Annotated in this window: 12 protein-coding genes; 10 read left to right on the top strand and 2 right to left on the bottom strand. The window is 72.4% G+C overall.

Translation table 11 applies throughout. The annotated features are described in order from the left end of the window. The first annotated feature begins 88 nt into the window (after window positions 1-88). The 3 genes from AB0937_RS11645 to AB0937_RS11635 all read left to right on the top strand — a co-directional run bounded on the left by AB0937_RS11645 (window position 89) and on the right by AB0937_RS11635 (window position 5,582). Window positions 89-2,221 carry an ATP-binding protein gene (locus AB0937_RS11645; RefSeq protein WP_366711164.1) on the top strand — a complete coding sequence of 711 codons (2,133 nt, stop codon included), beginning with the start codon at window positions 89-91 and terminating at the stop codon, window positions 2,219-2,221. A 119-nt stretch (window positions 2,222-2,340) separates the two neighbouring features. After that, window positions 2,341-4,014, top strand: coding sequence for a PucR family transcriptional regulator (locus AB0937_RS11640; RefSeq protein ID WP_366711163.1), 1,674 nt, complete (start codon window positions 2,341-2,343; stop codon window positions 4,012-4,014). Window positions 4,015-4,136: 122 nt separating this feature from the next. Further along, window positions 4,137-5,582, top strand: coding sequence for an aldehyde dehydrogenase family protein (locus AB0937_RS11635; protein WP_366711162.1), 1,446 nt, complete (start codon window positions 4,137-4,139; stop codon window positions 5,580-5,582). Between the two features lie 119 nt (window positions 5,583-5,701). Here AB0937_RS11635 and AB0937_RS11630 read toward each other — a convergent pair whose 3' ends face one another. After that, window positions 5,702-8,539, bottom strand: coding sequence for a glycoside hydrolase family 3 C-terminal domain-containing protein (locus tag AB0937_RS11630; RefSeq protein ID WP_366711161.1), 2,838 nt, complete (start codon window positions 8,537-8,539; stop codon window positions 5,702-5,704). A gap of 323 nt (window positions 8,540-8,862) precedes the next feature. Here AB0937_RS11630 and AB0937_RS11625 point away from each other — a divergent pair, with 323 nt between their 5' ends. The 7 genes from AB0937_RS11625 (at window position 8,863) to AB0937_RS11595 (ending at window position 19,718) form a co-directional block, all read left to right on the top strand. After that, the gene (locus AB0937_RS11625) at window positions 8,863-10,542 is read left to right on the top strand and encodes an extracellular solute-binding protein (RefSeq protein ID WP_366711160.1); all 1,680 of its coding nucleotides are present in this window, start codon (window positions 8,863-8,865) and stop codon (window positions 10,540-10,542) included. Then, window positions 10,542-11,594, top strand: a complete 1,053-nt coding sequence (locus AB0937_RS11620; RefSeq protein ID WP_366711158.1) for an ABC transporter permease subunit — start codon at window positions 10,542-10,544, stop codon at window positions 11,592-11,594. The genes AB0937_RS11625 and AB0937_RS11620 overlap by 1 nt, the downstream gene beginning before the upstream one ends. After that, window positions 11,591-12,517 carry a carbohydrate ABC transporter permease gene (locus AB0937_RS11615; protein WP_366711157.1) on the top strand — a complete coding sequence of 309 codons (927 nt, stop codon included), beginning with the start codon at window positions 11,591-11,593 and terminating at the stop codon, window positions 12,515-12,517. The genes AB0937_RS11620 and AB0937_RS11615 overlap by 4 nt, the downstream gene beginning before the upstream one ends. A gap of 109 nt (window positions 12,518-12,626) precedes the next feature. Next, window positions 12,627-14,819 carry a 1,4-beta-glucanase gene (locus AB0937_RS11610; RefSeq protein ID WP_366711156.1) on the top strand — a complete coding sequence of 731 codons (2,193 nt, stop codon included), beginning with the start codon at window positions 12,627-12,629 and terminating at the stop codon, window positions 14,817-14,819. Beyond that, on the top strand, window positions 14,819-16,783 hold the full coding sequence (locus AB0937_RS11605; RefSeq protein ID WP_366711155.1) for a beta-galactosidase: 1,965 nt from the start codon (window positions 14,819-14,821) through the stop codon (window positions 16,781-16,783). The genes AB0937_RS11610 and AB0937_RS11605 overlap by 1 nt, the downstream gene beginning before the upstream one ends. After that, window positions 16,780-18,972: a glycoside hydrolase N-terminal domain-containing protein gene (locus AB0937_RS11600; RefSeq protein ID WP_366711154.1), complete on the top strand. Its 2,193-nt coding sequence runs from the start codon at window positions 16,780-16,782 to the stop codon at window positions 18,970-18,972. The genes AB0937_RS11605 and AB0937_RS11600 overlap by 4 nt, the downstream gene beginning before the upstream one ends. Window positions 18,973-19,004: 32 nt before the next feature. Beyond that, window positions 19,005-19,718 (top strand): hypothetical protein, encoded by a 714-nt coding sequence (locus tag AB0937_RS11595; RefSeq protein ID WP_366711153.1) that lies wholly within the window; start codon window positions 19,005-19,007, stop codon window positions 19,716-19,718. 88 nt (window positions 19,719-19,806) lie between these two features. On the opposite strand, the gene AB0937_RS11590 is transcribed toward AB0937_RS11595, so the two are convergent. Further along, window positions 19,807-21,849, bottom strand: a complete 2,043-nt coding sequence (locus tag AB0937_RS11590; protein ID WP_366711151.1) for a TIM-barrel domain-containing protein — start codon at window positions 21,847-21,849, stop codon at window positions 19,807-19,809. Window positions 21,850-21,910: the final 61 nt, after the last annotated feature.

Genomic DNA, 21,910 nt, shown 5'->3' with positions numbered 1-21,910 from the left:
CGGCCGTGTAAGCGGTGAACTCCCCAGGGTAGGGCGTTAGATTGGCTCGCTGATGGTGGACGGAGCGGCTGGTCAGGGGGCAACGGCGATGGACAGCGACGGGACGCAGGAGGCGCGGGGTACACATGCGAGTCCCGTGCCGCGCCCGGCGGGGCCGCCGGAGGTGCCGGCGATGCCTCCCCTGCCGCCCCGGGCACCGGGAACACCGCCGCTGCCGGACGGGTCGGCGTTCCTCAGCTGGCTGCGGGTGCCGCGCCCCGAGGCCGCCCCGGGTGTGTGGCGGTTCGGGCACCGGCCGCGGCCCGCGGAGGAACCCGAGGAGATCCCCACCCGGCAGCTGCTGAGCGGGGCGCTGATCGCATTCCTGGTGGGATGGCTGATCTGGTCGCTGCTGCAGAACGGCTACATCGGCACCTGGTGGTGGGTGCCGTTCGACCTGATCGTCCCCGATGCCTGGCGCGGCGGCGACAGCGACCTCGGGGAGACCGGGACGTTCATCGTCTACCAGGGGTACGAGCTGCTCGTCGCCCTGGTGATCATGGTCGGGGCGGCCCGGCTCGGCCGCTGGGGCGAGGTGTGGCGCCGCTTCGTCACCCCCCGGTTCCGCCGGCCGGAGACCCAGGAGGCCCGCACGACCCCCGAGGACGACCCGGCCCAGTGGAACGAGCTGCGGGCCGCCGGGGCCGTCGACGCCGCCGAGCGGCTCGCCGCCGAGGCGCGCTCCGGGCTGATGCGGGACGTCGACCACGCCCGGATCCTGCGTGCCTGGCAGGGCGTGCGCACCGGGCGGCACAGCCTGGCCACCTTCAGCGGCGCCGTACTCAAGGACGGCGCGGCCGCCTGCCTGCACCCCTCCGGCGAGCGCGACCTGCCCGCCCGGCTCGCGAGGCACGATCTCGTCACCGGCCAGGTCCGGCTCGGCACCACCGTGGACGACGTCCGCAACCCCTACACCTACCGCGGCACGGGCCTCGCCCTCGGGCCCGACCTGCTCGGCACCTCGCTCGTCGCCGTCGGCCCCGCCGGATCCGGCAAGACCGGGACCGTCGTCCGGCCCCTCGCCGAGTCGCTCTGTCTGCACGCGCTCGCCGGGCGGGCCGCCGTGGTCGTCGTCGGGGCGGCGGGCGCCGGGCTCGGGCCGGCGGACGCGTACGACGTGGTCGTACGCATCGGTAACCAGGAGTCCGAGTACGACCTCGACCTGTACGGCGGCACCAGCGACCCGGACGAGGCCGCCGCCGTGCTGGCCGAGGCGCTCGTCGGGGACCTCGCCGACCCGCACCCCGGCAGTGACAGCCGTCGGTCCACCACCGTCCTCGCCCAGCTGCTCGGGCCGTTCCGGGCCGTGCACGGGCGGTTCCCCTCCGTACCGGAGCTGCGGCAGCTGCTGGACGGCGCGCAGGGGCCGTTCGCCGCGCTTCGGCAGGGACTCCAGGAGGCCGGGCAGGACTCGCTGTTGCGGGAACTCGACGCCCGGGAGCGGCAGATGGGGCAGCCCGGGGACGTCGGCGGGGTGCTGGGCGATCGCGTCGCGCTGCTCGACCGGCCCGCCTTCGCCGGGTTCTTCGACACCTCCGGGCAGTCCCGGCCCTTCACCCTCAAGGCCCTCGACCACCCGGTGCGGGTGCGCATCGACCTGCCCCAGCGCGGGCACGCCGACGCCTCCAGGATGCTGGCCCGCCTCGTGCTCGCCCAGTTCACGGCCAGTGTCGCCGTACGCGAGGACCGGTCGCTGTTCGCGTGCCTGCTGCTGGACGACGCGACCGGTGTGGTGACGCCCGAGGCCGTGCGCGGCATCCAGCGGCTGCGGTCCGGCAACGCCGGCGTCGTGCTCACCCTGCGGACCCTGGACGACGTGGCCCGGCCGCTGCGCGGGCCGCTGCTCGGAGCCACCGGCTGCCGGATGGCGCTGTCGGGGCTCACGCCCTGGGACGGCCAGGACTTCGCCGAGGTGTGGGGCAAGGAGTGGACCGAGGCCCGGGACGTCACCGACCGGCAGATCATCGCGGAGACCCCGGCGGGCAAGGCCGTGCACATGCTGCGCCGGGTGATCACCGGCAAGGCGCCGACCGCGCGGGCGGTGACCGTGCGGCAGGTCGAGCGGGAGCGCTGGTCGGCCTCCGAGCTGGCGCACGCCGTGCCGGCGGGGCACGCGGTGCTGTCGCTGACCGACGTCAAGGGCGAGCACGCGCCACCGTTGCTGGTCGACCTGCGAAGCTGACCCCTTCCCACCCCTACCGGCGCGCGGGCACCGTACGGTGAGGCAGAATCGTCACAGGTCGTTCATACGCGGCGGCCAAAAGACCACAGAGATCACACAGTCCTGACGCAGAAGGCCTCATGCCCCCGACGCTCGCCTCGCTCGTCCACCACTCCGCGCTGAAACTGACCGTGCGGGCGGGCGAAGACCGCCTCGACGTGCCGGTCCGCTGGGCGCACGTCAGCGAGCTCGCCGACCCCGTCCCCTACATGGAGGGCGGGGAACTGCTGCTGATCACCGCGCTCAAGCTGGACGCCGAGGACCCGGAGGTCATGCGCCGCTACGTCCGGCGGCTGGCCGGGGCCGGAGTGGTCGGGCTCGGCTTCGCCGTCGGCGTCAACTACGAGGAGATCCCCAAGGCGCTCGTCGACGCGGCCGAGGAGGAGGGCCTGCCGCTGCTGGAGGTGCCGCGCCGCACGCCGTTCCTCGCCATCAGCAAGGCCGTGTCCGCGGCGATCGCCGCCGACCAGTACCGGGCCGTCACCGCCGGGTTCGCCGCCCAGCGCGAGCTGACCCGGCAGGCCCAGACCGGCGGCCCGGAGGGGCTGCTGGCCGCGCTGGCCTCACAGGTCGACGGCTGGGCGGCGCTGTACGACGCCTCGGGCGCGGTCGTCGCCACGGCACCCGAGTGGGCGGGGCGGCGCGCGGCACGGCTCACCGGCGACGTGCAGAAGCTGCGGGACCGCCCCGCGCCCGCCTCCTCCGTGGTCGGCGGGCCGGAGAACGAGGACCGGGTCGAGCTGCACACCATCGGCACCGGCCGCCGTCCCCGGGCGGCCCTCGCGGTGGGCACCGCCGCCGCCCCGGGCACCGCCGAGCGCTACGCCGTCCACTCGGCCATCGCGCTGCTGACCCTGACCACGGAACGCTCCCGGTCCCTCCAGGCTGCCGAGCAGCGCGTCGGGGCGGCGGTGCTGCGCATGCTGCTGGCCGGGGAGCCGGACCACGCGCGCGCGGTCGCCGGGGACCTCTACGGCGAACTGCTGGACGCGCCGTTCCGGATGATGGTCGCGGAGCGGGTGCCGGTGTCGGCGTCGGCCGCGCTGGCCCGTGCCGAGGCGCGCAAGGGCGCTCCGCCCGTCGAACGGTCCTCGGCCGCCGCGCTCGCCGCGGCCGACACCGCCGGCGACCCCCTCGCGGCGCTCGCCGACGTCGTGGAGTCCGCCGCGGCCCGGGCCGGAGAGGCCGTGCTGGTCGTGCCGGAGGGGGAGCGGCTGGTGGTGCTGGCCGCGGACCGCGGCGCCGCGGCCGCGGCCTGCGGGGAGTACGCGGCCGCCCTGGAGACGGCCCGGGCCGGCATACGCGAGAAGGTGCCGGGCGGCGAGGACGACGAACTGGTCGTCGGTCTGTCGGCACCGGCCGGGCCCATCGCCGCGTCCGCCGCCTACAAGCAGGCCGAGCAGGCGCTGTCGGTGGCGAGGCGGCGCGGGCGCGTCCTCGTGGAGCACGAGCAGATGGCGGCCGGATCGGTGCTGCCGCTGCTGGCGGACGACGCGGTACGGGCCTTCGCCGACGGCATGCTGCGGCCGCTGTACGAGCATGACGCCACGGGCCGCGGCGACCTCGTCTCCTCCCTGCACGCCTGGCTGTCCAAGCACGGCCAGTGGGACGCGGCGGCGGCCGAGCTCGGCGTCCACCGGCACACCCTGCGCTACCGCATGCGACGGGTCGAGGAGATCCTCGGCCGGTCCCTGGACGACCCGGACGTCCGGATGGAGCTGTGGCTGGCCCTGAAGGCGGCCTCCAGCGAATAGCCAAACCGTAGTATCCGATTCCCCCACTGCTACGGCTCGGACAAACGTCCTTCGGCCACCTCGCGCCTACCGTTGGTCCCGTAGGACCAGATCACCCCCAACGCCGAAGGGCCGGAACCCACATGACCTCCACCCACGCCTTCTGGCTCGCCGGCCGCCAGGCCACCGGCGAGGACACCTTCGACGTCACCTCCCCGTGGGACGGACGGCTCGTCGGCACCGTGAGCGTGCCGACGGACGCGCAGGTCGAGGAGGCCGTGGCCGCCGCGCACGCCGTGCTGGACGAGTTCGCCGCCACCCCCGCGCACGTCCGGGCCGCCGCCCTCGACCACGTCAGCAAGCGCCTGGCCGAGCGCACCGAGGAGATCGCGCGGCTGATCTCCGCCGAGAACGGCAAGCCCATGAAGTGGGCGCGCGGCGAGGTCGGCCGGGCCGTGTCCGTGTTCCGCTTCGCGGCCGAGGAGGCCCGGCGGTTCAACGGAGGCGAGGCCCAGCGGCTCGACACCGACCTCGGCGGTCAGGGCCGGCTCGCCCTCACCCGCCGCTTCCCGAAGGGCGTCGTGCTCGGCATCGCGCCCTTCAACTTCCCGCTGAACCTCTGCGCCCACAAGATCGCCCCGGCCATCGCCGCCGGCGCCCCGATCATCCTGAAGCCGGCCCCGGCGACCCCGCTGTCCGGCCTGATCATCGGTGATCTGCTGGCCGAGACCGAGCTGCCCGCGGGCTCCTGGAGCATCCTGCCGGTCGCCAACGACAAGATGCCCGCTCTCGTGCAGGACGAGCGCCTGCCCGTGATCTCCTTCACCGGTTCCGAGAAGGTCGGCTACGCGATCATGGACTCGGTGCCGCGCAAGCACTGCACGCTGGAGCTGGGCGGCAACGGCGCGGCCGTCGTCCTCGCCGACTGGGCGAGCGACGAGGACCTGGACCGGGCGGCGAACCGCATCGCCACCTTCTCCAACTACCAGGGCGGCCAGTCCTGCATCTCCGTGCAGCGGGTCATCGCCGACGCCTCGGTCTACGACCGGCTGCTGCCGCGCATCGTGGCCGCCGTCGAGGCCCAGGTCACCGGCGACCCGAGCGACGACAAGACCGATGTCGGCCCGCTGGTCAGCGAGGACGCCGCCAAGCGCGTCGAGACGTGGGTCCAGGAGGCCGTGGACGCCGGGGCGCAGCTGCTCACCGGCGGCAAGCGCGACGGCGCCTCCTACGCGCCGACCGTCCTGGCGGAGGTCCCGGCCGACGTCACGATCTCCTGCGAGGAGGTCTTCGGGCCGGTCCTCACGGTGCAGAAGGCGGACGGCGAGGCCGCGGCCTTCGCCGCTGTCAACGACTCCAAGTACGGCCTCCAGGCGGGCGTGTTCACCCACGACCTGCAGACCGCCTTCCGCGCCCACCGGGCCCTCGAGGTCGGCGGCGTGGTCATCGGCGACGTGCCGTCCTACCGCGCCGACCAGATGCCCTACGGCGGGGTCAAGCAGTCCGGGGTGGGCCGCGAGGGCGTGCGGTTCGCCATGGAGGACTACACGTACGAGCGGGTGCTGGTCCTGACCGGCATCGACCTCTGAACCGTCTCCGGCCCACCCTCTGGCTTATGGAAATCATTTTTATATAGGCTCTGTGAAGAGGCCCGGCACCGCTGCCTTCCGGTGCCGGGCCCCTTCCCTGCGCCGGCTGCTCCGGACCCTCAACCGGAGAAGCCGACGTGCGCGAGCCGCAGCGGGCCGCGCAGCCTGAGGTGCACGTCGTGGACGCCCGCGGCGGCGACGGACGCGCCCAGCCGGACGTAGTCGTACGGACCCGAGGTGGGTGCGGCGGGCGACAGCGCCGCGAGGACCGGGCCGCCGTCCAGGGAGAGCTCCACCGTGCCCCCGCCGGCCACGTCCACCGTCACCTGGGAGACGCCCCGCCCGAAGTCGCAGGCCCGGTAGACCAGTTCGCCCGCCCCGGCGCCCGCCGGTGTCACCGCGTCGCCCGCCACCTTCGTCCGGTCGACGATCTCGATGCCGCTCTGCTCGTCAAACCCGGCCGCCGGGAGGCCGTCCGTGCGGACCGCGCGCGGCAGGGTCGGCTCGCCCTCGAGCGTGATCGTGGCCCGCAGCCTGACGTCCTCGCAGGACGCCCCGGCCAGCAGCTCGTACGCGCCCGGCTCCACACGCCGGCGGTCCTGGGCGACGTCCCAGAACGAGAACGCGGACAGCGGAAGTTCGAAGTCCAGCCCGGCTGTCGCCCCCGGGGCGAGGGTGACGCGGCGGTGGTCCAGCAGCTCGCGGCGCGGACGCGGCACGCAGGGGTCCACGGCCCGGGTGTAGAGCTGGGCCACCTCGTCGGACGTGACGTCACCGGTGTTGGTGACGGAGAAGGAGACGTGCACCGTCTCGCCCTCGACACGGGCCGTCAGGCCGCCGTACGCGAACGAGGTGTACGACAGGCCGTGCCCGAAGGGGAACAGCGGGGTTCCCTCGAAGTACAGGTACGTCTGGCGGGAGCCGATCACGTCGTAGTCGAGCAGGCCCGGCAGGTCGGCGTCGTCCGCGTACCAGGTCTGCGGCAGGCGGCCGGCGGGGGAGACGTCGCCGGCCAGGACGCGGGCCAGGGCGGTGCCGGCCGCCTGGCCGCCGTGCGCGGTCCACAGCACGGCGGGCAGCCCGTCCGGGGCGACGGCGTACGGGTAGGCGGAGACCAGCGCCAGCACGGTGGCCGGGTTCGCCGCCCGGGCCGCCCGCAGCAGCCGCTCCTGCCGGATGGGCAGGCACAGCGTCGTGCGGTCCTCGGTCTCGCGGCCGTTGATGTGCGGGTCGTTGCCCGCGACCACCACGACCACGTCGGCCGCCGCGGCGGCCCGGGCCGCCGTCTCCTCGCCGCTCTCGGTGACGACCAGCTCGAAGACCTCGGGATCCTCGTCGGCAACCTTCACGCCGTCGGCGGAGACACACACATGGCGACCCGTCCCCAGGTGCTTGAGGAGGTGCCCGTCCCCGTGCGGATCCAGGCGGAAGGTCTCCTGCACGATCCAGCCGCCCGGCTGGTCGGCGGAGGCGCGCAGACACCCGTCGTCGGCGACCGACAGGTAGCGGCCGTCGGGAGCGCGCAGGGTCAGCACGCCCTCGCCCCAGTCCGCGAGCGCCAGTTCGGTGCCGTCGGCGTCCGTCGTGAGCGCGGGCAGGTCGGTGCGGCCCGCGAGCAGCGCCGGGTCCAGCGCGCCTGCGGCGCCACGCACCTCGTCGGCGGTCCCCTCGGCCGGCGGCACGTGCAGGTACGCGCCCGCGGACGTCCTCAGCCGGACTCGGTCCACGCCCTCCGCGAACTCCACCCGCTGCGCGCCGAACCGCTCGTACAGGCCCTCCAGCGGCGTCGAGCGGTGGATGAGCGTGCCGCTGTACCAGTCGAGCTTGCACTCGTCGGCGAGCGGCCCGACCACCGCGATCCGGGTGTCCGGGGCGAGCGGCAGCACCCCGTCGTTCTTCAGCAGCACGATCGCCTGCTCGGCCGCCTCCCGCGCGAGGTCGCGGTGCGCCGGGGTGTCGAACTCGGCGGTCGCGTCGTGCGGGTCGTCACCCGGGTCGAACTCGCCGAGCCGGAAGCGGACCGACAGCTGGCGGCGGACGGCCGTGTCGACGTCGGCCTCCGTCAGCAGGCCGCGTTCCAGGGCGCCGCGCAGCCGCCCGGTCATCTGCGAGGAGTCGGTGCCGTGGTCGGTGAAGCTGTCGACACCCGCGACGAGGGCGGCGGCGGTGGCCTCCTCGTGGGTGTCGAAGTAGTGCTCGGAGTCGACCAGGTTGCTCGGCGCCCCCGCGTCCGAGCAGACCAGCAGCTCCTCCTCGGTCCAGGTCCGCAGGTGTTCCGCCAGGAGCGGGGAGACGTGATTGGGGCGGCCGTTGACCAGGTTGTACGCCGGCATCACCCCGGCCACCGCGCCCGCCTCCACGGTGTCGCGGAAGGCCCGCAGGTCGTACTCGTGCAGCACGCGCGGGCGCACCGAGCTCGACGTCGTGGAGCGGTCCCTCTCGTTGTTGTGGGCCAGCCAGTGCTTCAGCACGGGCGCGGTGCGCCAGCGGGTGGGGTGGTCGCCACGCAGGCCGCGCGTATAGGCCGTGGCGATCGCCGAGGTGAGCTTCGGGTCCTCCGAGTAGCCCTCCTCGTTGCGGCCCCACAGCGGGTGGCGCAGCAGGTTGACCGTCGGGGACCAGACGTTCAGGCCGACCCGGTCGTCCTCGGCGCGCATCGCGCGGACCTCCCTGGACACCGCGTCGCCGACGCGCCGCACCAGTTCCGGGTTCCAGGTGGCGCCCAGGCCGACCGCCTGCGGGAACACCGTGGCCGGGCCCATCCACGCCACGCCGTGCAGGGCCTCCTGTCCGGTGCGGAAGGCGGCGACACCGAGCCGCTCGACGGCGGGTGCGAACTGGTGCAGGAAGGAGATCTTCTCGTCGAGGGTGAGCCGCCCCAGCAGGTCGTCGACGCGCTTCGCGAGCGGCAGCCGCGGATCGCGGAACGGTTCGGTGGGCGGCGTGTGTGCGGTCACGTGGGGATCCCCCTGCGCTGGATCGGCGAGGCGCTTTCGAAGCGCTTCGATGCTGAGACGTGGCACGGGCGGGTGTCAAGGGACCGGGGTCGTCGCTTCAAGGCGGGCATGAGGAACGGTCCCTATTGGTGTCGATGAGGAAGTTTGGGGACGAGTCTTGTGCGCCCTGGGGTGTTCACTTAACCTCGCAGCAATATCGAAGCGCTTCGACTGCAGAAGCCCCGCTGGTCGAAGTCCCGCTTCCGCTCAGCCAGTTCCACTCGAGACACCACAGCCGACGGCCTTCCGCCGGGTGTCCTGGTGCGCCATGAAGGGTTGACGCAATGACGCCGAACGCCGCCCCAACCTCTTCCGGGCCGAGCCGGAGAAGCTTCCTCGCCTCCTCCGCGGCCGTCACCGCGGCCGTGGCGGGCGGAATGCCGCTGCTCGCCGCGTGCGGCGGGTCGGAGGGCGGGTCGCGGGACGGCACCACGTCGGGCAAGGCCGCGGACAAGCTGCTCCCGGCGTTCGTCGCCAGCACGGTCGCCAAGCCGGACCTGCCGTCCAGGAACGGTTCGGCGGCCGGTTTCACCGCCAAGGTCGACATCGCGGCGCTGGCCACGTCGGTCCCGGACAAGCTCGGCACCGGCGCGCCCTTCAAGATCATGTCGCCGTTCTGGGGCTCCCCGCCGAAGGCCGGTTGTGCCTACTACGAGGCGGTCGACGCCGCGGCGGGCACCAAGGTCACCTGGCAGAACCAGGACGGCAACACCTACGGCCAGAAGCTCGGCGCCGTCCTCGCCTCCAGTTCCCTACCCGACATGGTGGTGGTGCCGGGCTGGGAACTGGTCGGCAAGATCTCGAACGCGGTCACCGCGAAGTTCATGGACCTGGGCCCCTATCTGGCCGGCGACAAGGTCAAGAAGTACCCCAACCTGGCCGCCATCCCCTCCGACGCCTGGCGCATGAGCATCTTCGGCGGTGCGCTGCGCGGGATCCCGATGCCGACCGCCACCGCGAACTGGATCGCGCCCCTGTACCGCGAGGACGTCTTCGACAAGAAGGGCTACGCGGTACCCGAGTCGCCCGAGGAGTTCATGAACTGGGCCAAGGACGCCACCAGCTCCAAGGCCAAGGTGTGGGCCTGCGGTGACATGACCTGGTCCGCGTGGAACATCTTCGGCGTCCGCGGCTCCGGGACGATCGGCTGGGACATCGGGTCCGACGGCAAGCTGACGTACCGCATCGAACAGCCCGAATACCTGGAGGCCCTGGAGTGGGTCCGCAAGCTGTTCGAGGCGGGCGTCGTCCATCCCGACGACAAGGCGCGCTCGGGCGACGTCGGCCAGCGCTTCACCGCCGGCCAGATCCTGGTCTGGAACACCAACGTCGCCGACTGGTACGGGAAGACCGCCGAACAGGCCCAGTCCAACCCGGACCTGAGGATCCAGGCCATGGACATCTTCGGGGCGGACGGCGGTGACCCACGGCTGTACGCGTCCCAGCCCGCCACCATCTGGTCGCTGATCCGCAAGGGCGCCTCGAAGCAGACCGTGGAGAACGCGCTGGCCGCCGCGAATTTCGCGGCCGCGCCCTACGGCACCAAGGAGAGGATGCTCGTCGACTACGGCGTCGAAGGCACCCACTACACCGTCAAGGACGGCGTCCCGGTCAAGAACGACCTCGGCAACTCCGAAGTGCTCAACGCCTGGGTGATGCTGGCCGCTCCCGCCGCCTACTACGCCCACCCCGACTTCCCCGACGTCGCCCGGGGGCAGGTCGAATGGCAGCAGCGGATGGGCGCCTTCATGAAGAAGACGTCCACCTACGGCATGAACATCGTCGAGCCGTCCCGCTACGCGAACCTCTCCAGCCAGTTCGAGCAGCTGGAGATCGACTACGTGCGCGGCAACAAGAAGCTGTCCGACGTCCAGCAGGCCATCTCCACCTGGAAGTCCTCCGGCGGCGACAAGCTGCGCGACTGGTACAAGGAGCTCATCGACAAGAACGGCAGCGGCAACTGATGTCCCTCACGGCCGGGAGCAGGCCCGACGGGACTCGTCCCCCCGCGGCCGTCGAGGAGCCGACGGCCGCGGTCGCCACCGCCACGGTGAAGAAGCGGGTGCCGCGCGGGGCGAGCGGGGCCGGCAAGGTCCACTGGCGGATCCGGCTGCGCCGGGACCGCGCGCTCATCCTGATGACGCTGCCCGTCGTCGCGCTGCTCCTGCTCTTCAACTACGTGCCGCTCCTCGGCAACGTCGTGGCCTTCCAGGACTACGACCCGTACGTCTCCAGCAACGGCGTCACAGCGATCTTCCACAGCCCCTGGGTCGGGGTGGAGCAGTTCTCGCGGATGGCCGACGACCCGCTGTTCTGGAGCGCGGCGAAGAACACCGTCGTCCTGTTCGTGCTCCAACTGGTGCTGTTCTTCCCCGTCCCCATCGCCCTCGCGCTGCTCATCAACAGCGTGATCCGGCCGCGGGTGCGGGCCGTGGCCCAGGCGATCATGTATCTGCCGCACTTCTTCTCGTGGGTCCTGGTGGTCACCGTCTTCCAGCAGGTGCTCGGGGGCGCGGGCATCATCGCGCAGACCCTGGAGAAGCACGGGTGGACCGGCTTCGACCTGATGACCGACGCGAGCATCTTCAAGTACCTGGTCACCGCGCAGACCGTGTGGAAGGACGCCGGCTGGGGGATCATCGTCTTCCTGGCGGCGCTGGCCGCCGTCAGCACCGATCTGTACGAGGCCGCCGCCATGGACGGCGCGGGGCGCCGGCGCCGCATGTGGCACGTGACGCTGCCCGCGCTGCGGCCCGTGATCGCGCTGCTGCTGGTGCTGCGCGTGGGCGACGCGCTGAGTGTCGGGTTCGAGCAGTTCCTGCTGCAGCGGGACGCGGTCGGCGTGGGGGCCAGCGAGGTCCTCGACACCTACGTGTGGAACATGGGTATCCAGAACGGCGACTTCAGCTACGCGGCCGCGGTCGGCCTCGTCAAGGGAGTCATCGGGGTGTGTCTCGTCCTGGGCGCGAACAAGGTCGCGCATCTGCTCGGCGAGCAGGGGGTGTACCAGAAGTGAGCCTCAACACGCAGCTCATCCGCAGCCTCAAGGCCCCCGCGCGGCCCGTGTGGGAAGAGCCGCCCAGCAGGGCCGGACTCACCGCGAAGGGCGGCGTCCTGGTCCTGTGCTGTCTGGCGGTCCTCGGTCCGCTGTGGATCGCCGTCGTCACCAGCCTCTCCCCGAAGCCGGTGATCGACCGGGCCGGCGGCCTCGTCGTGATCCCCCAGGGCATCACCTTCGTCAACTACACCGAGCTGCTCAGCGGCGGCCAGGTCAGCCGGGCCATCATGGTCTCGGTCGGTGTCACGCTCTTCGGCACCCTGTTCTCGATGACGGTGTCGGTGCTCGCGGCCTACGGGCTGTCCCGGCCGGGCAGTCTGGGCCACCGGTTCTTCCTGATGACCATGATGGCCACCATGTTCTTCGGGGCCGGGCTCATCCCGACCTACCTCCTGGTGCAGTCGCTGGGCCTCACCGACACCTATCTGTCGCTGGTCCTGCCGAGCGCGGTCAGTGTCTTCAACATCCTCGTCCTGCGCGCCTTCTTCATGGGCATCTCACCCGAACTCACCGAGTCCGCCCGCATCGACGGGGCCGGAGACCTGCGGATCCTGCTGACCATCGTCATGCCGCTGTCGCGGGCGGTGCTGGCCGTCATCTCGCTCTTCTACGCGGTCGGGTACTGGAGCGCCTGGTTCAACGCCTCCATCTATCTCACCGACCAGCAGATGATGCCGCTGCAGAACGTGCTCATCCAGCTGGTCCAGAAGAACACCGAGGCGCCGACGGGGCTTCAGCAGGCGGTGCGGACCGGGCAGCTCTCCGCGCTGGGGCTGCAGATGGCCGTCATGGTCCTCGCGCTGATTCCCGTCGCCGTGGCGTCCCCCTTCGTCCAGCGGCATTTCAAGAAGGGCATGCTCACGGGGGCCGTCAAGGGCTGACCGGTACGGGCTGTCCGTCATGCCGGCTGCGGCCGCGTCGTCGTTCGCGCGGTTTCCCGCGCCCCCGGGTGCGTCGGCTTCCCCCCTTTCGCAAGAACCGAGGTATGTCATGTGCGCGTTTCACCTCACGAGACGTTCCGTCCTGGCCGGGACCACCGCCGCCGCGGCGATCACCGCTCTTCCGGCGGGGCAGGGCCGGGCGCAGGCCGCTCCCGCGGGGACGCGGTACCGCTGGCGCAACGCCGTCCAGGGCGGCACCGGGTTCGTCACCGGCGTGCTGTTCCACCCCTCGGTCCGCGGCCTCGCCTACGCCCGCACCGACATCGGCGGCGCCTACCGCTGGGACGACCGGACCGACCGGTGGGTCCCGCTGACCGACCACATCGGCTGGGACGACTGGAACCTGCTCGGCGTGGAGGCCATGGCCGTCGACCCGGCGCATCCCAGCCGGCTGTACCTCGCCCTCGGGACCTACGCGCAGTCCTGGGCCGGCAGCGGGGCCGTGCTGCGGTCGGAGGACCGGGGAGCCACCTGGAAGCGCACCGACCTCGGCGTGAAGCTCGGGGCCAACGAGGACGGGCGGGGATGCGGGGAGCGGCTGCTCGTCGACCCGCGGGACGGCGACACCCTGTGGCTGGGCACCCGGCACGACGGACTCCTCAAGTCGACCGACCGGGGCGCCGGTTGGCAGCCCGTGAGCTTCCCGGCCGCGCCCGCGCCCGCGGGCCAGGGCATCACCCTCCTGATCGCGGCGGGCCGCAGCGTCTACGCAGGCTGGGGCGACTCCGACGGCACCTCCGCGAACCTGTACCGAACCATCGACGGCTCCACCTGGGAGGCCGTCCCCGGGCAGCCCGGCGGTACCGCCGCCAAGGTGCCGGTCCGGGCCGCGTACGACCGGCACACCCGCGAGCTGTACGTGACCTACGCCAACGCCCCGGGACCCAACGGCCAGTCGGACGGCAGTGTGCACAAGCTGCGGACGACGAGCGGGGAGTGGACCGAGGTCACGCCGGTGAAGCCCGGCGGGACGACGAGCGACGGCGGGACCGACTCCTTCGGCTACGGCGGCGTCGCCGTCGACGCCCGCCGCCCCGGCACCGTCGTCGTCTCCACCAACAACCGCTGGGCGCTGGTCGACACCCTGTACCGCACCACCGACGGCGGCCGCACCTGGACGTCCCTGAAGGACGAGGCCGTCCTGGACGTCTCCGAGACCCCCTACCTCACGTGGGGCGCCGACAAGCCGAAGTTCGGCTGGTGGATCCAGGCCGTCGCACTCGACCCGTTCGACTCCGGGCACGTCGTCCACGGCACCGGCGCGACGCTCTACGGCACGCGTGACCTCAGGCACTGGGCCCCGCAGATCCGCGGCCTGGAAGAGGCGTCCGTCCGCCTGCTGGTCTCGCCCCCTACCGGAGAGGCACACCTGCTCAGCGGGTCGGGGGACATCGGCGTGATGTACCACGAGCGGCTCACGGCGTCCCCGTCGCGCGGCATGGCGTCGAACCCGGTGTTCGGCACGGCGACGGGTCTGTCGCTGGCCGCGGCCAAGCCGTCGTACGTGGTCCGGGCCGGCTGGGGGGACCACGGCAACGGTGCCTTCTCGGACGACGGCGGGAGGACCTGGGCGCCGTTCAGGTCCCAGCCCGAGGCGGCCGAGTCCGCGCCCGGCCCGATCGCCACCAACGCCGACGGCAGTGTGCTGCTGTGGTCCTTCGGCACGGGCAACCCGGGCTACCGCTCGGTGGACAACGGCGCCGGCTGGTCCGAGGTCCCCTCCTTCCCGAAGGGCGCCACGCCCGTCGCCGACCCGGTCGACCCGACCCGCTTCTACGGCTTCGACACCACCACGGGCACGCTCTTCGCCAGCGCCGACGGCGGCCGGACCTTCACCGCGCGGGCCACCGGCCTGGAAGCGGGCGACACCGAGTTCCAGCTGGCCGTCACGCCCGGCCGCTCCGGGCACCTGTGGCTGAGCCTCAAGTCGAACGGGCTGTACCGCTCGACGGACGGCGGCGCGACCTTCACCAAGGTGAGCAGCTGCCGGGCGTCGTACACCCTCGGCTTCGGCAAGGCCGCCGAGGGCGCCTCCCACCCGGCGGTCTACATGGCCGGCTCCACCGAGAGCGGCACCGCCGTGTACCGGTCCGACGACGAGGCGAACACCTGGACGCGGATCAACGACGACCGGCACCAGTGGGGCTGGATCGGCGCGGCGATCACCGGTGACCCGCGTGTGTACGGCCGGGTCTACATCGCCACCAACGGACGCGGAGTGCAGTACGGGGAGCCTGCCTGATGCCTGAGCTGAGCGATGCGACCAGGGGAAGGCTGCTCTACGGCGGCGACTACAACCCCGAACAGTGGCCGGAGGAGACCTGGCACGAGGACGTCCGGCTGATGAAGGACGCCGGCGTCAACTCCGTCACCCTCGGCGTCTTCTCCTGGTCGACTCTCGAACCGGAGCCGGGCGCGAGGGAGTTCGGCCGGCTGGACACGCTGATGGACCTGATGCACGACAACGGCATCGGCGTCGTCCTCGCGACACCCACCTCCTCGCCGCCCCCCTGGATGGGCCGGCTGCACCCCGACACCCTGCCCGTCACCGAGGACGGCCGCACCGAGTGGTGGGGCGGCCGGCAGCACTTCTCGCACTCCAGCGCCACCTACCGGCGCTACGCCGCCGCCATCACCGAGGACCTGGCCGCCCGCTACGGCGGCTACCCGGCCCTCACCATGTGGCACATCAACAACGAGTACTGCACCTACGACTACGGCGACGAGGCCGCGGCCGCCTTCCGCCGCTGGCTGCGGGAGAAGTACCGCACCCTCGACGCCCTCAACACCGCCTGGGGCACCGCCTTCTGGAGCCAGGGCTACGACACCTGGGACGGCATCCTGCCGCCCCGCCTGCCCCACTACCTGCGCAACCCCGGCCAGGTCCTGGACTTTCGCCGGTTCACCTCCGACATGCTCCTGGAGTGTTACACCGCCGAGCGGGACATCGTCCGGCGGCACACCCCCCATGTCCCGGTCACCAGCAACTTCATGCCGCTGTGGTCCGGGCAGGACGCGTGGCGCTGGGCGGAGGAGGAGGACGTCGTCTCCGTCGACCTCTACCCCGACCCGCGCGACCCACTGGGCGCCCAGCACGGCGCCCTGGTCCAGGACATGACCCGCTCGCAGGCGCGCGGCCCGTGGATGCTGATGGAGCAGGCGGCCGGGCCGGTCAACTGGCGGGGCGTGAACCACCCCAAGCCACGCGGCCTCAACCGGCTGTGGTCCCTCCAGGCCGTGGCCCGGGGCGCCGACGCCGTCTGCTACTTCCAGTGGCGGCAGTCCCGGCAGGGCGCGGAGAAGTTCCACTCCGGCATGGTCAGCCACGCCGGGGCGGAGGGCCGCACGTACCAGGAGGTCAAGCAGCTCGGCGCCGAACTGCGGCGGATCGCGCCCGAGGTGGCCGGACGGCACCTCGCCGCGAACGTGGCCGTCCTGCACGACTGGCACTCCTGGTGGGCCGGCGCCCAGGACGGCCGCCCCTCCCGCCTGGTGGACCTCCCGGACGTGCTGCGCGCCTGGCACCGGGCCCTGTGGCAGGCCCACCTCACCACCGACTTCGCCCACCCCGAGCACGACCTGACGCCGTACTCGCTGGTCGTCGTACCGCAGCTGTACGCCCTCACGGACGCCGCGATCGACAACCTCCTCGCCTACGTACGACAGGGCGGCACCCTCGTCTGCGGATTCCTCACCGGGGTCGCCGACGAGGACGACCGGGTGCGCCCCGGCGGCATGGACGTCCGGCTGCGGAGGCTGTTCGGCATCCGCACCCTGCACGAGTGGTGGCCGCTGGAGGCGGGGGAGACCGTGGCCTGCGAGGGGTTCCGGGGCACACTGTGGTCCGAGGAGATCGAGCCCGCCGATCCCGATGACACGACCTGCTACAAGGGCGGCGAACTGGACGGCATGCCCGCGGTGCTGCGCAAGGACGGCGCCTGGTACGTCTCCACGCTCCCCGAGCCCGGGGCGCTGCGCGACCTGCTGGCGTCGATCGCCGCCGGCGCGGGCGTCCGGCCGGTGCTCGACGGCCTCCCCGAGCAGGTGGAGGCCGTACGCCGGGGGGAGCTACTGTTCGTGCTCAACCACGGCCGCGAGCCGGTGACCGTCGACGTGCCCGGAACCCACCGCGACCTGCTGACCGGTACGGACGTCACCGACCGGCTCACCCTCGGCCGCTACGGGGCGGCGGTGCTGCGCCCATGACCGCCTCCGCCCCCGTCCACGGAACCTGGGAGCCGCATCCGGCCACCCGCTGGGAGGACGGCTTCCTCAGCGGCAACGGCCGGCACGGCGCCCTGGTGTTCGGCGATCCGCACGCCGAGCGGGTCGTCGTCACGCACCACACCCTCGTACGGCCGGGCGGCCGGGACCGCCGTCCTCCGCAACTCGCCGAAGGACTGCCCGCCCTCCGGGACCGCCTCCTGGCGGGCGACACGACCGCGGCCGAGGACTTCACCGACGGCCGCCCGCTGCAGTGGGTGCGGCCCTTCCACCCCGCCTTCCAGGTCCGGCTGGCCCGGCCCCTCGGCGGTGGTGCCGGCTACCGCCGGGACGTCGACTTCACCACCGGAGTGGTCAGCACCACCTGTGCCGGCCTGACCTCCCGTGTCTTCGTCTCCCGCGCCGACGACGTCGTCGTCCAGCACGTCGACGGACCCGGCCTCACCCTCGACATCGACCTGGACCCCCGGCTGCCCGGCGCCCCCGCCGGACTGGGCGTCGGCCACAAAGCGGTCCTCACCCCCGAGGGGGCCCTGCTCAGCCTGCGCGCCCGCTACCCGGACAGCGACCGGGCCTGCACCGGCGTCACGCAGGTCGTCGTCACCGGGGGCACCACCACCCTCGTGCCGCCGGGCGTGCACATCGAGGGCGCCCGGTCCGTGCTGCTCCTCACCCGGGTGCGCCGGCACCACGGCGAACTCGACGTGGCCGCCGAGGGCCGTGCCCTGCGCGAGCTGCCGACCGCCTGCGACGAGCTCCTCGACCGCCACGCGGCCCTGCACCGCACCGCCTACGAGCGCGTGACCCTCGACCTCGCCGCCGATCCCGCCGAACGGGCCCTGCCGGGGTCGGAGTTGCTCAAGCAGCCGCACAGCGCCGCCCTGCTGGAGCGCCTCTTCGCCGCCGGGCGCTACCACCTGCTCTCCGCGAGCGGGCTCTTCCCGCCCCGCCTGACCGGACTGTGGACCGGCGACTGGAACACCGCATGGTCCGGCGCGTTCACCAACGACGCCAACCTCAACCTCCAGGTCTCCTCGGCTCCCGCCGCCGCCCTGCCCGAGGTCACCGAGGCGCACGCGAACCTGGTCCACCGCCTGCTCCCCGACTGGCGCGACAACGCCCGCGCGGTCTTCGGCACCCGGGGCGTCGTCGCCCCCGCGCACACCGACGGCGAGTCCGGCCACTCGTACCACTTCGACCGCGAGTACCCGCTGCACCTGTGGACCGCCGGCGCCGACTGGCTGCTCAAGCCGCTCGTCGACCACGACGAGACCCACGGCACGCGCGATCCCCGCACCGCCGCCGCCCTCGCCGAAGTCGCCCTGTTCTACGAGGACTTCCTCACCAGGACCGACGAGAGCGGCCACCTCGTGGTCGTCCCGTCCTACTCGCCCGAGAACCGGCCCGCGAACGCGAGCTGGGGCACGATCAACGCCGCCATGGACCTCTCCGCGGCCCGCCACGCCCTGCGCACGGCCGCCACCCACCACCCGGGCACCCCGGACGCCGCCCGCTGGCACGCCCTCGCCGACCGCCTGCCGCCGCACCGGGTCAACGAGGACGGAGCCCTGGCCGAATGGGCCTGGCCCGGCCTCACCGACTCCTACGACCACCGCCACCTCAGCCACCTCTACGGCGTCTGGCCGCTCGACGAGATCACCCCCTACGACACCCCCGAACTCGCGGCGGCCGCCCACCGGGCCCTGGAACTGCGCGGCGCCGAGAACGACTCCGCGCACGGCCACCTGCACCACGCGCTCATCGCGGCCCGGCTCCGCGACGCGGACCGCGTCGCCCACGCTCTCGGCCAGGTCCTGGAGGGCGACTTCTTCCACGCGTCCCTGATGAGCGCGCACTACCCCGGCCGCGACGTCTACAACGCCGACGCCGCGCACACCCTGCCCGCCGTACTGATCGAGATGCTCGTCCAGTCGACCCCCGACCGGCTGGTCCTGCTGCCCGCGCTGCCGGCCGCCCACCCCGAGGGCGCCCTGCGCGGGGTGCGCACCCGCTTCGGAGCCGAACTCGACCTCACCTGGACGCGAGAGCGCGCCACCGCCGTCATCAGACCCGGCCGCACCCACCGCGTCGACCTGCGGACTTCCTCCGGCACGACATCCCTCCACCTGGTCGCCGGAGAAGACCAGGTCCTCACCCTGAGGACGTGGTAGTTCCCCCACCCCCCACCCATGGAAGGGACACCATGGCATCAAGCACGCTGAGCAGGGTCACCAAGGCCCTGCTGGCCCCCGCCCTGGCACTCGGCGCCACCGTCGGCCTCGCCTCCGCCCCCGCCTCCGCCGCCGTCTGGAACTCCTGCGACCAGTGGGGCCAGACCAACCTGAACGGCTACACGCTCTACAACAACATCTGGGGCGGCGGCGCCGGCAGCCAGTGCATCTGGGCCAACTCCGGTACCAACTGGGGCGTCTGGGCCAACCACCCCAACACCGGCGGCATCAAGTCCTACCCGAACCAGACGAAGGCGATCAACAAGTCGATCACCTCGCTGACCTCGCTGACCAGCAGCTACAACGTCAGCGTCCCGTCGTCCGGCGCGTACAACACGTCGTACGACATCTGGGACACGGACCACGACTACGAGATCATGCTCTGGGTCAACAAGACCGGAGCCGTCGGCCCGCTCGGCACCTCGCAGGGCACGGTCAGCCTCGGCGGCCACTCCTGGAACGTCTTCAAGGGCACCAACGGCGCCAACGAGGTGTTCTCGTTCATCCGCACCTCCAACTCCAGCGCCGGCACCGTGAACATCCTGCCGATCCTGAAGTGGATCAAGGACACCAAGAAATGGATGGGCAACGAGACCATCGGTGACGTGCAGTTCGGCTACGAGATCACCTCGTCGTCCGGCGGGCTCGACTTCACCACCGACAACCTGACGGTCGGCAGCAGCTGAACCGACGGTGAGCCGAAGGCCGCCCGACAGGCCGAAGGGGGCGGCCGGAAGACCTCCGTCGATCCGGCCGCCATCCCCGTCGGCGCGGCTACTCCGCCACCGGCAGCCGCGCCCCGTCCCGCAGGAACAGCGGGATCCGGTCCAGCGGGGCGTCGACCGTCACGGACCGGCCGCCCTCGTAGGTCTCGCCCGTCCACGCGTCCGTCCACGACGCCCCCGCCGGCAGGTACGCCGTACGGGCCGTGGCGCCGGCCGTCAGCACCGGCGCGACCAGCAGGTCCGGGCCGAAGAGGTAGGAGTCGTCGACCGTCCAGGTGGCCTGGTCGTCCGGGAACTCCAGGAACAGCGGCCGCATCACCGGCAGCCCCTCCTCGTGGGCGGACCGCATGACGTCCAGCACGTACGACTTCAGCCGCTCGCGCAGCCGCAGGTACTTCTCCAGGACGGCCCCGGCTTCCTCCCCGTAGGACCACACCTCGTTGGGGCCGCCGGTCATCTGCGGGCCCAGCGGCATGCCCGGGTCGCGGAAGCCGTGCAGGCGCATCAGCGGGGACAGGGCGCCGAACTGGAACCAGCGGACCATCACCTCCCGGTACGCCGGGTCGTCCGGGTCGCCGCCGTGGAAGCCGCCGATGTCGGTGTTCCACCACGGGATGCCCGACAGGGCCGTGTTCAGCCCGGCCGCGATCTGCCGCCGCAGCGTGGGGAAGTCGGTGCCGATGTCACCCGACCACAGGGCGGCGCCGTAGCGCTGACTGCCCGCCCACGCCGAGCGGTTGAGGGTGACGATCTCCTCCTCGCCGGTCGCGAGCAGGCCCTCGTAGAACGTGCGCGCGTTCTCGGCCGGGTAGGCGTTGCCGACCTCCAGGCCCGGGCCCGCCCAGTAGCGCAGGTTCTCCTGGAAGCCCGGCTTCAGCTCCGGCTCGCAGGCGTCCAGCCAGAACGCCGTGATGCCGTACGGGTCGAGGTAGTTCTCCTTCACCTTCGACCACACGAACTCCCGGGCCTCCGGGTTGGTCGCGTCGTAGAAGGCCACCTGGACCGTGGAGGCGACCTCCTTGTCGGGCCAGTCGGCGTGCGCCATCGGCCCGTACTGGGTGCCGATGAACCAGCCGCGCTGCTCCAGGACCGGATGGTTCTCGCTGAGCGGCGACACCGACGGCCAGACGCTCACCACCAGCTTGATGCCGAGTTCCTCCAGCTCGCGCACCATCGCCGCCGGATCCGGCCACTCCTTCGGGTCGAACTTCCAGTCGCCGAGGTGCGTCCAGTGGAAGAAGTCGCAGACGATCGCCGAGATGGGCAGCCCCCGCCGCTTGTACTCCCGGGCCACCGCCATCAGCTCGTCCTGGGTGCGGTAGCGCAGCTTGCACTGCCAGAAGCCCGCCGCCCACTCCGGCAGCATCGGGCTGCGGCCGGTCACCGCGCTGTAGCGGCGCTGGGCGCCGGCCGGATCGCCCGCCGTGATCCAGTAGTCGATCTGCCGCGCCGAGTCCGCGACCCACCGGGTGCCGTTGTGCGCCAGCTCCACCCGGCCGATCGCCGGGTTGTTCCACAGCAGGGTGTAACCGCGGCTGGAGGTCAGTACCGGGATGCCCACCTCGGCGTTGCGCTGGACCAGGTCCAGCACCAGGCCCTTCTGGTCCAGCCGCCCGTGCTGGTGCTGGCCGAGGCCGTACAGCTTCTCGTCGTCGTAGGCGGCGAAGCGCTGCTCCAGGCGGTGGTGGCCGTTGCCGACGGCCGTGTAGAGGCGGGGGCCGGGCCACCAGAAGTGGGCACGGTCCTCGGCGAGGATCTCGGCCGAGTCCTCCGTGCGCAGGAAGCGGATCAGGCCCTCGGCGTTCACCTCGACGGTGAGCGCGCCGACGGTCAGCAGCCCGCCGCCGTCCTCGATCTTCACCGTGGACGGGGTCGTGGGTGCCTCGTCGAGCAGGGCGCCCGGCAGTCCTTCGAGCACCGGGCCGCCGAGCCGGGCCCGCACCCGGACCGCGTCCGGGCCCCAGGGCTCGATCCGGACGGTCTCCTGGCGACCGCTCCACTCCAGTGCACCGCCCCGCTCGCGGAGCGTTCCGACGGTGGGGGAGGACTGCGCAAGGCTCACCTGGGTCTGGTTTTCGGCAGGCTGATTCACGTGGCGTGCTCCTGTGCTCCTGGAGGAGTGCAGACATGGGAGTGCCCTGGCAGAAGGGCGG

The sequence above is a fragment of the Streptomyces sp. NPDC047880 genome (assembly GCF_040706515.1).
GTDB lineage: Bacteria > Actinomycetota > Actinomycetes > Streptomycetales > Streptomycetaceae > Streptomyces.
Note: the sequence above shows the minus strand (reverse complement) of the source record. Positions and strands in the feature narration are given on the sequence as shown.

Bases quoted from the DNA above. Each gene is read 5' to 3' on its own strand.
- AB0937_RS11645 (WP_366711164.1), top strand. From the start codon at position 89: ATGGACAGCGACGGGACGCAGGAGGCGCGGGGTACACATGCGAGTCCC.
- AB0937_RS11640 (WP_366711163.1), top strand. From the start codon at position 2,341: ATGCCCCCGACGCTCGCCTCGCTCGTCCACCACTCCGCGCTGAAACTG.
- AB0937_RS11635 (WP_366711162.1), top strand. From the start codon at position 4,137: ATGACCTCCACCCACGCCTTCTGGCTCGCCGGCCGCCAGGCCACCGGC.
- AB0937_RS11625 (WP_366711160.1), top strand. From the start codon at position 8,863: ATGACGCCGAACGCCGCCCCAACCTCTTCCGGGCCGAGCCGGAGAAGC.
- AB0937_RS11620 (WP_366711158.1), top strand. From the start codon at position 10,542: ATGTCCCTCACGGCCGGGAGCAGGCCCGACGGGACTCGTCCCCCCGCG.
- AB0937_RS11610 (WP_366711156.1), top strand. From the start codon at position 12,627: ATGTGCGCGTTTCACCTCACGAGACGTTCCGTCCTGGCCGGGACCACC.
- AB0937_RS11605 (WP_366711155.1), top strand. From the start codon at position 14,819: ATGCCTGAGCTGAGCGATGCGACCAGGGGAAGGCTGCTCTACGGCGGC.
- AB0937_RS11600 (WP_366711154.1), top strand. From the start codon at position 16,780: ATGACCGCCTCCGCCCCCGTCCACGGAACCTGGGAGCCGCATCCGGCC.
- AB0937_RS11595 (WP_366711153.1), top strand. From the start codon at position 19,005: ATGGCATCAAGCACGCTGAGCAGGGTCACCAAGGCCCTGCTGGCCCCC.